General features: G+C 71.4%; 8 protein-coding genes. 2 read left to right on the top strand and 6 right to left on the bottom strand.

Annotated features, from left to right (window positions below):
* Positions 1-27: 27 nt before the first annotated feature.
* Positions 28-336, bottom strand: a complete 309-nt coding sequence (locus tag ACZ6S5_RS26570) for a 4a-hydroxytetrahydrobiopterin dehydratase (protein ID WP_393183128.1) — start codon at positions 334-336, stop codon at positions 28-30.
* Positions 337-520: 184 nt separating this feature from the next.
* Between ACZ6S5_RS26570 and ACZ6S5_RS26575 the strand changes: the two genes are divergently transcribed.
* Positions 521-961 (top strand): (deoxy)nucleoside triphosphate pyrophosphohydrolase, encoded by a 441-nt coding sequence (locus ACZ6S5_RS26575; RefSeq protein WP_466004697.1) that lies wholly within the window; start codon positions 521-523, stop codon positions 959-961.
* A gap of 85 nt (positions 962-1,046) precedes the next feature.
* On the opposite strand, the gene ACZ6S5_RS26580 is transcribed toward ACZ6S5_RS26575, so the two are convergent.
* From ACZ6S5_RS26580 to ACZ6S5_RS26600, 5 genes are all read right to left on the bottom strand, one after another.
* Positions 1,047-2,117: a succinate dehydrogenase/fumarate reductase iron-sulfur subunit gene (locus tag ACZ6S5_RS26580; RefSeq protein WP_466004698.1), complete on the bottom strand. Its 1,071-nt coding sequence runs from the start codon at positions 2,115-2,117 to the stop codon at positions 1,047-1,049.
* Positions 2,117-4,030 (bottom strand): fumarate reductase/succinate dehydrogenase flavoprotein subunit, encoded by a 1,914-nt coding sequence (locus ACZ6S5_RS26585; protein ID WP_466004700.1) that lies wholly within the window; start codon positions 4,028-4,030, stop codon positions 2,117-2,119. The genes ACZ6S5_RS26580 and ACZ6S5_RS26585 overlap by 1 nt, the downstream gene beginning before the upstream one ends.
* Before the next feature lie 11 nt (positions 4,031-4,041).
* The gene (locus tag ACZ6S5_RS26590) at positions 4,042-4,848 is read right to left on the bottom strand and encodes a hypothetical protein (protein ID WP_466004701.1); all 807 of its coding nucleotides are present in this window, start codon (positions 4,846-4,848) and stop codon (positions 4,042-4,044) included.
* A 243-nt stretch (positions 4,849-5,091) separates the two neighbouring features.
* Positions 5,092-6,489, bottom strand: coding sequence for a TldD/PmbA family protein (locus ACZ6S5_RS26595; protein ID WP_466004703.1), 1,398 nt, complete (start codon positions 6,487-6,489; stop codon positions 5,092-5,094).
* Entirely contained in the window at positions 6,486-7,922 is a 1,437-nt protein-coding gene (locus ACZ6S5_RS26600; RefSeq protein ID WP_466004705.1) for a TldD/PmbA family protein, read from the bottom strand. Before ACZ6S5_RS26600 ends, ACZ6S5_RS26595 begins: the two co-directional genes overlap by 4 nt.
* A 305-nt stretch (positions 7,923-8,227) precedes the next feature.
* Here ACZ6S5_RS26600 and ACZ6S5_RS26605 point away from each other — a divergent pair.
* Positions 8,228-8,643: ATP-binding cassette domain-containing protein (locus tag ACZ6S5_RS26605; protein WP_466004707.1), on the top strand; the 416-nt coding region annotated here is incomplete at its 3' end.

Genomic DNA, 8,643 nt, shown 5'->3' on the forward strand with positions numbered 1-8,643 from the left:
AACGGTAGGTGGGCCGTGCCAGCCGGCTCAGGGCTCGGTGACCGCGCGGACCGCGTCCTCGATGCGGGCGGCCAGCAGGACCTCGCCCTCGGTGAGCGGCTCGCCGTCGCCGTGGCCGACCTTGATCTGCGTACGGTCGGCGCGGCGGCTGATCTCGGGACGCAGCCGCAGCGCGTCCGCGACCACCGCGACCCGTTCGGTCAGCGCGGCGTGCTGGGTGTCGTCCAGGACGAGGGTGCGGCGGATCTGCTCACCCTCGCGGGTCCAGCCGGACAGCAGGGCGAGGGCGTCGCTGAGGTAGTCGTGCTTCGACCTGCTGTTGAACAGCACGCGCATCACCGCACCTCCCTGGCGTCGTTGCCGGCTTGTGGCCAAATCGTCGCCATCCCGTGTCCTCGTCGACGACCTCTAGTCTGTCGTCGCGCGGATGGTGTGTCCACGCCCACACTTCCGTCTCTTGTTGGCCTGACGTCGACCTCAGGTACCCAAACCGCCGATTGATCTGGCACGCTGGACGGCCGTGCGGACCGAACGGGTTAGCGGTAACGGGCATGCCGAGCGGCGGGAACCGAAGGTGGTCGTCGGGGCGGCGATCATCGTGGACGGCAGGGTGCTGGCCTGCGCCCGCTCCGCGCCCCCGGAGGTGGCCGGCCGCTGGGAGTTCCCCGGCGGCAAGGTCGAGCCGGGCGAGGGCGAGATCGCCGCGCTGGTCCGCGAGTGCGCCGAGGAGCTCGACGTACGCGTGGAGATCGGCGCGCGGGTCGGCCGCGACGTGCGGATGGCCCACGGCCGTTCCGTCCTCCGGGTGTACGTGGCCCGCCTCCTCCATGGTGACCAGCCGAAGGCCCTCGAGCACTCCGAGCTGCGCTGGCTCTCCGCCGCCGAACTCGACAGCGTGCCCTGGCTCCCCGCCGACGCGCCGGTCGTCGCCGCGCTGCGTCCCCTGCTCACCAACGGCTGAGCGGCGAGAGCGGACACGGGGGCGGAAACGGGACGGGGGCCGGCGGCATCCGCCGCGGCCCCCGTCGTCGTGTTGTCCGTGCTGCTCAGTGCTTCGGCTCGTCCTGCTGCGGGTGAGCGAAGTTGAGGTGCTCGGGCGGCAGCGGGAAGGCCACGTCGTCGCCGAACGGCGACGGCGCGGCGGCCCGGTCGAAGGTCAGCTCGGTCAGCGGCAGCTTGCCGTTGGCGTCGACCGCCGGGGCGGTCGGGTGCGGCACCTCGCGGTGCCAGTTGACGCCCTGTTGCGCCTGCCTCTCGGCCGCCACGTCGTGCGAGCCGCCGGCGTGCGAGTGCACCCCGCCGTGTGCTGCGCCGGCAGTCGCGGCGCCGCTGGAATGCCCGCTGGTCACGCTGGTCTGAGGCACCTGACCCCTCCGGAAGATCTTGCTACCAAGCCACACAAGGGGATCGTACCTGCGGTCGACGACCCGCTCCTTCATGGGGATGATCCCGTTGTCGGTGATCTTGATGTGCTCGGGGCAGACCTCGGTGCAGCACTTGGTGATGTTGCAGAAGCCGAGGCCCATCTCGGCCTGCGCGTACTCCTTGCGGTCGGTCTTCGCGTCGAGCGGGTGCATGTCCAGCTCGGCGGCCCGGATGAAGAACCGGGGACCGGAGAACGCCGGCTTGTTCTCCTCGTGGTCGCGGATCACGTGGCAGACGTTCTGGCACAGGTAGCACTCGATGCACTTGCGGAACTCCTGCGAGCGCTCGACGTCCACCTGCTGCATCCGGTAGTCGCCGGGGGCCAGGTCGGCCGGCGGCGCGAACGCCGGGGTCTCCCGGGCCTTCTCGTAGTTGAACGAGACGTCGGTGACCAGGTCGCGGATGACCGGGAAGGTCCGCAGCGGGGTGACCGTGACGGTCTCGGTCTCCTCGAACGTCGACATCCGGGTCATGCAGCTCAACCGCGGCTTGCCGTTGATCTCCATGGAGCAGGAGCCGCACTTGCCGGCCTTGCAGTTCCACCGGCACGCCAGGTCCGGCGCGTCGGTGGCCTGGAGCCGGTGGATCACGTCGAGGACGACCTCACCCTCGTTGACCTCTACCGTGTAGTCCTGGAGGTCACCGCCGGTCTCGTCGCCCCGCCAGATGCGGAACTGCCTCTTGATCCCCATCAGTTGCCCGCCTCCTCAGCGAGGGCGTCGAACTCGGCGAGTTCCGCGTCGGTCAGGTACTTGGCCAGCTCGGCCCGGTCGAAGAGCTGGATCAGCTCTGGGCGCATCTTCGGCAGCGGCTTCTGGGTCAGCCGGACCGCGTCGCCGTCCAGCGAGCAGACCAGGTTGACCTGCCGCCACTTCGGGTCCATCGCCGGGTAGTCCTCCCGGGTGTGCCCGCCCCGCGACTCCTGCCGCTCCAGGGCGGCCTTCGCCGTGCACTCCGAGACCACCAGCATGTTCCGCAGGTCCAGCGCCAGGTGCCAGCCCGGGTTGTAGCGCCGGCCGCCGGCCGCGCTCACCTTGGCCACCCGCTCGCGCAGCTCCGCCAGCCGGGCCAGGGCGTCGACCAGCTCGCCCTCCCGGCGGATGATGCCGACCAGATCCCCCATCACGGCCTGGAGGTCCTGCTGCAGGGTGTACGGGTTCTCCCCGGTGTCCCGCTGCAACGGCGCCAGCGCCGTCTCCACCGCGGCCTCCACCGCCGGCACCGACACCTTCGGGCGCGCGGTGAGCTGATCGGCGTACGAGGCGGCGTGGCCGCCCGCCCGCTTACCGAAGACCAGCAGGTCGGAGAGGGAGTTGCCGCCGAGCCGGTTGGAGCCGTGCATGCCGCCGGAGACCTCACCGGCGGCGAAGAGCCCGCGCACGGTGCCGTACGCGGCCCCCGAGTCCGGGTCCACCTCGACGCCGCCCATCACGTAGTGGCAGGTCGGGCCGACCTCCATCGGCTCCTTGGTGATGTCGACGTCGGCCAGCTCCTTGAACTGGTGGTACATCGACGGCAGGCGGCGGCGGATCTCCTCGGCCGGCAGCCGGGAGGCGATGTCCAGGTAGACGCCGCCGGCCGGCGTACCCCGGCCCGCCTTGACCTCGCTGTTGATCGCCCGGGCGACCTCGTCGCGGGGGAGCAGCTCGGGCGGACGCCGGTTGTTGTCCGGGTCCTTGTACCAGCGGTCCGCCTCCGCCTCGTTGTCCGCGTACTGCTTGCGGAAGACGTCCGGGACGTAGTCGAACATGAACCGCTTGCCCTCGGAGTTCTTCAGCACCCCGCCGTCGCCGCGGACCGACTCGGTGACCAGGATGCCCTTCACCGAGGGCGGCCAGACCATGCCGGTCGGGTGGAACTGGAGGAACTCCATGTTGATCAGCGTCGCCCCGGCGCGCAGCGCCAGCGCGTGACCGTCCCCGGTGTACTCCCAGGAGTTCGAGGTGACCTTGTAGGAGCGGCCGACGCCGCCGGTGGCCAGGACCACCGCCGGGGCCTCGAAGAGGACGAACTCACCGGACTCCCGGTAGTAGCCGAACGCGCCGGCGACCCGGTCGCCGTCGAGCAGCAGCTCGGTGATGGTGGTCTCGGCGAAGACCTTGATCCGGGCTTCGTAGTCGCCGTGTTCCCGCTTGTCCTCCTGCTGGAGGGAGACGATCTTCTGCTGGAGGGTACGGATCAGCTCCAGCCCGGTCCGGTCGCCGACGTGCGCCAGCCGGGGGTACTCGTGGCCGCCGAAGTTGCGCTGGGAGATCTTCCCGTCCTTGGTGCGGTCGAAGAGCGCACCATACGTCTCCAGCTCCCAGATCCGCTGCGGCGACTCCTTCGCGTGCAGCTCGGCCATCCGGAAGTTGTTGAGGAACTTGCCGCCGCGCATGGTGTCGCGGTAGTGCACCTGCCAGTTGTCGCGCGGGTTCACGTTGCCCATGGCGGCGGCCGCGCCGCCCTCGGCCATCACCGTGTGCGCCTTGCCGAACAGCGACTTGGAGATGATCGCGGTCTTCTTGCCGGCCAGCCGGGCCTCGATCGCCGCCCGCAGGCCGGCGCCGCCGGCCCCGATCACGACGACGTCGTAGTGGTGTCGTTCGATTCGCGTCTCAGTCATGTCCCGGGCCTTCAGTTGATGAACCGCAGGTCGTTGAACCACCCGGCCGCGACCGCCATCACGTAGAAGTCGGTGAGCGCGAGGGTGCCGAGGGTGATCCAGGCGAGCTGCATGTGCCGCACGTTCAGCCAGGACACGCCGGTCCAGGCCCGGTAGCGCAGCGGGTGCTTGGAGAAGTGCTTGAGGCGGCCGCCGATGATGTGCCGGCAGGAGTGGCAGGAGATGGTGTACGCCCAGAGCATCACGACGTTGGCCAGCAGGATGAGGTTGCCGAGGCCGAAGCCGAAGCCCTTCGGGGAGTGGAAGGCGTAGATCGCGTCCCACGTGTTGATCAGCGAGATGATCGCGGCCGCGTAGAAGAAGTAGCGGTGCAGGTTCTGTCCGAGCAGCGGGAAGCGGGTCTCACCGCTGTACGCCTGGTGCCCGTCGGGAACCGCGCAGGCCGGCGGCGACAGCCAGAACGACCGGTAGTACGCCTTGCGGTAGTAGTAGCAGGTCAACCGGAACAGCAGCAGGAACGGCAGGGTCAGCGCCGCGTCCGGGATGATCCACCAGCCGGGCAGGAAGGTGCCGAAGTGCGAGGAGCCCTCGACGCACCGGTCGGTCACGCAGGGGGAGTAGAACGGCGTCAGGTAGTGGTACTGGTCCACCCAGTACCACTTGTGCATGAAGACCCGGACCGTCGCGTAGATGACCCAGGCGCTGAGCCCGACGACGGTGATCAGTGGTGCGAACCACCAGCGGTCCGTTCGCAACGTCTTCGCCGCTATCGCGGCGCGTGCCCGCGCCCCTCGCGGCCTCGTTGCCGTTGATGTCATTCGAGTCGTCTCCCTGACGGCGCCCTCGCGGGGGCGGCGGATCAGCTTTCGTTACCGGTCAGCGGACCGGCGAGACCGCGTCCACTGCCACGTCTTGCGCACACCAACGACCGCACCGGCGAACCGACGCAGCTAAGTGACACACGTTACGCCGATCTTCGCGGCCCGGCCGCGCAACGCAGTGTCCCGTGTGTCCCGCACGTTGGAAAGACCCGAGCCATGATCAATATTCGGCAACCTCGGTCAGCCGGACGCGCCGCCGGTGAAGTTCCACGACGCCAGGCGCAGCGGTGGCGCCTCCCACCACGCGCCGTCCACCCGGTCGGGCTGCCGCACCGGGGTCCGGCCCAGGTCGAGCACCCGCTCCGGCCCCAGCGCCCGCGGGTACGACTCGGTGAAGCGGAAGTCCCGGACCGCCCGGGTCGGCACACCGTCCTCGACCAGCCAGACCCCGTTCCGGGTCAGCCCCGTGATGACCAGGCGCTTCGGGTCGAGCACCCGGGTGTACCAGAAGTCGGTGACCAGCAGTCCCCGCGCCATTCCGGCGACCAGCGCGGCGGTGTCCGGGTCGGCGACCGCCCCGGTGACCCCGCCACTCAGCTGCCCGGCGGCCACGCCGGACCCGCCATCGGCCGGCAGCAGGCGGAGGTTGCGCGGGATCGGGCCGAAGGTCGACCCGCCGACCATCCCGTGCCCGGTCGACCCGGTGCCCGCCTCGGCGCCGCTGCGCCGGTCGTACGCCACCCCCCGGGTGGTGCCCGCCTCGACCAGGGGCAACGCACGGCGCGGCGTGCCCTCCAGGTCGTACGGCAGCCCGGACGCGTGCAGCGGGTCGTCCACCAGAGTCACCGCCGGGTCGAACTGGGCGGCGCCGGGCTCGGCGAAGGACTGCCGCTCGGCGTACCGCTTGCCGTTGAAGCCGTACCAGGCCAGGTTCTGCAGCAGGTCGGCGACGGCGGCCGGTTCGAGCACCACCTCGTACCGGCCCGGGGGCAGCTCCACCGGGTCGGCCGCCGCCCGCGCCTTGGCCGCCGCCCGGGCGCCGAGCGCCGCGCCGGCCACGTCGCCGAGCCGGTCGGCGCAGAGCCGGGCCACGCCGTCGGACCCGCCGGTACGGGCGATGCCGTCCATCGCCGCCTCGGCCGTCCGCCCCACCGCCGAGTGCCCGGCCGAGTTGGCGAACGCCCCCGACCGGTACGCCGTCCGGCAGTAGCCGGCCGCCTCCAGGCCGCCGACCGCGTCCACGAAGGCGCGCACCCGGTCGGCCCGCTCGTCCGGCGAGGCGTACGCGGTGGCCTCGTCGAAGATGCCGTCCGACGGGATCGGTGCCGGCGGGGTGAGCCCCGGCCAGGCCGGGTCGGGCGGGGCGAGCCGGGCCGCGGTCCGGGTCCGCTCGACCAGCGCGGTCAGCCCGTCGGCGTCGACCAGGCTGCCGCTGCCCGCCGCGGTCCGCCCGTCGACGTGCAGCCGCAACCGGACCGTGGTGCCCGACTCGGCGACGTTCTGGTGGATGAACGAGTTGGCGAACCGGGTCAGCGCCAGGTCGGAGCGGGTCACCACCACCTCGGCCTGGGCCTCCGGCCCGGCGATCCGGCGGACCAGCTCCACCACCCGGCCGGCCAGGTCCTGCTCGGCGTTCATGCCCGCACCCCCACCCGTACGTTGCGGAAGCGGGCCGGGGCGGCCGGGTGGCCGGTGTGCCCGACCTGGCCGGGCTGCCCCTTTCCGCAGTTCGGTGTGCCCCACGGGACGATCTCCGAGGAGAGCATGTCCATCGACCGCCAGAAGACCGGCCCGATCCCGGTGTACGTCGGGTTGCGCAGCATCCGACCCCGCCGGCCCCTCTTCACCTCCCAGCCGATCTCGCAGCCGAACTGGAAGTTGAGCCGCTTGTCGTCGATCGACCAGGAGCGGTTGACGTCCATCAGCACCCCGTCGTCGGTGGCGTCGATGATCTCGTCGAGCGTGTGCGGACCCGGTTCCAGGCCCACGTTCGTCATCCGCACCATCGGCAGCCGGGCCCAGCCGTCCGCCCGTACGCTGCCGCCGTAACCGAGGCCGGCGACGGCGGCCGAGTCCCGGCCGGCGAGCACCCCCACCCAGCGGCCGGCGCGGACCGCGTCCCGCCGGACCGCCGGGGAGCCCTCGTCGTCGAAGCCGAAACTGCCCAGCGCGCCCGGGATGGTCGGGTCGATGGTGATGTTCATCAGCTCGGAGCCGTAGCGCAGCGAGCCGAGCCGGGCCAGGTCCAGCCAGGAGGTGCCGGCGAAGGCCGCCTCCCAGCCGAGGATCCGGTCCAGCTCGATGGCGTGCCCGACCGACTCGTGGATCTGGAGGGCGAGCTGCTCGCCGCCGAGGATCAGGTCGGTCTCGCCGGCCGGGCACTCCGGGGCGGTCAGCAGCTCCCGGGACTCCTCGGCGATCCGGGCGGCGTGCCCGGCCAGGTCGAGGGAGTCGACCAGCTCCCAGCCGGTGGTGCCGTACTGCCCGCGGTAGCTCGGCCAGGACCGGCGCTGGGTCTCGCCGTCGCCGATCGAGGTGGCCGAGATGCCCCCGCCGCACTCCCGGATCCGCTGGTCGATCCGGTGGCCCTCGCTGGAGACGAACCACTTGGCGGTGTCCCAGATCTGGTAGAGCCCCTCGGCCAGGTCGGCGCCGTGCGCCCGCATCGTCTCCGTGGCGCGGACCAGCAGGTCACCCTTGTCGGAGAGGGGCACGCCGAGGGGGTCCACGTCGCAGGCGGAGGCCCAGCTCGCCACCGCGGCCTCGACCGGGACCAGGTCGACCGGCGGGCCGGGGACCCGCGCGCTCGCGGTGGCGGTCGCCGCGGCGCGCCGGCCGGCCTCGCGGGCCGCCGCGTCCGACAGTTCGGGTACGGCGTGGAAGCCCCAACTGGAGCCGACCAGCGACCGGACGCCCAGCCCGATGCTCTCGTCCTGGGTCAGCTCCTCGATGTCGCCGTTGCGCGCCGACATCGACTCGTAGCGGCGGTGCATCACCCGGGCGTCGGCGTACCGGGCTCCCGCGTCGAGGGCGGCCTGGACGGCGGCGGTGGCCGCGTCGAACTCGGTCATGGGCCCGACCCTAGGCGAGCCGACCGACATCCGTCAGGGGACGAGATCCTCCGGCCGGATCGTGGCGCGGACGGGCTCGGTCAGGTCCAGCACGTCGCCGGGCTTGGTCACCGACTCCTCGCTGTAGTGCCGATCGTGCCGTCGGTGCAGCGTGCGAGTCGTGGTCTGGAGACGCGCAGGTGAGGGGTGTTCAGGTCGGAAACCTAGTCGTTACGCTGAGGCCGCTGACAGGCCGCTGCTTGTAGCTTATTTTCGCCTCCAGAAGTTTCCTGTAGGTTCTCTTCGTCACCGAGGGGGAGGCGGTCATGGGCAGGTCGGAGTCGGTGCCGTCCGGGGAACCGGACCGCCCCGAGGTGCCGGAGCAGCGCTCCGGCGAGGGCCCCTATCTGCAGGTCAGCGACCTGCGGGTGCGGTTCGACACCGAGGACGGTGTGGTCCGGGCGGTCGACGGGGTGTCGTTCTCGGTCGAGCGGGGTCGCACCCTGGGGATCGTGGGAGAGTCCGGGTCGGGCAAGAGCGTGACGTCGCTCGCGATCCTGGGTCTGCACAACGCGAAGCGCACGACGATCTCCGGGGAGATCTCCGTCGGTGGCCGTGAGCTGGTGGGGCTGCCGGAGGAGGAGGTGCGGCGGCTGCGGGGCCGGGACATGGCGATGATCTTTCAGGATCCGTTGTCGGCGTTGCATCCGTACTACACGGTGGGGCGGCAGATCGCCGAGGC

It is taken from the genome of Micromonospora sp. NPDC051924 (genome assembly GCF_055586005.1).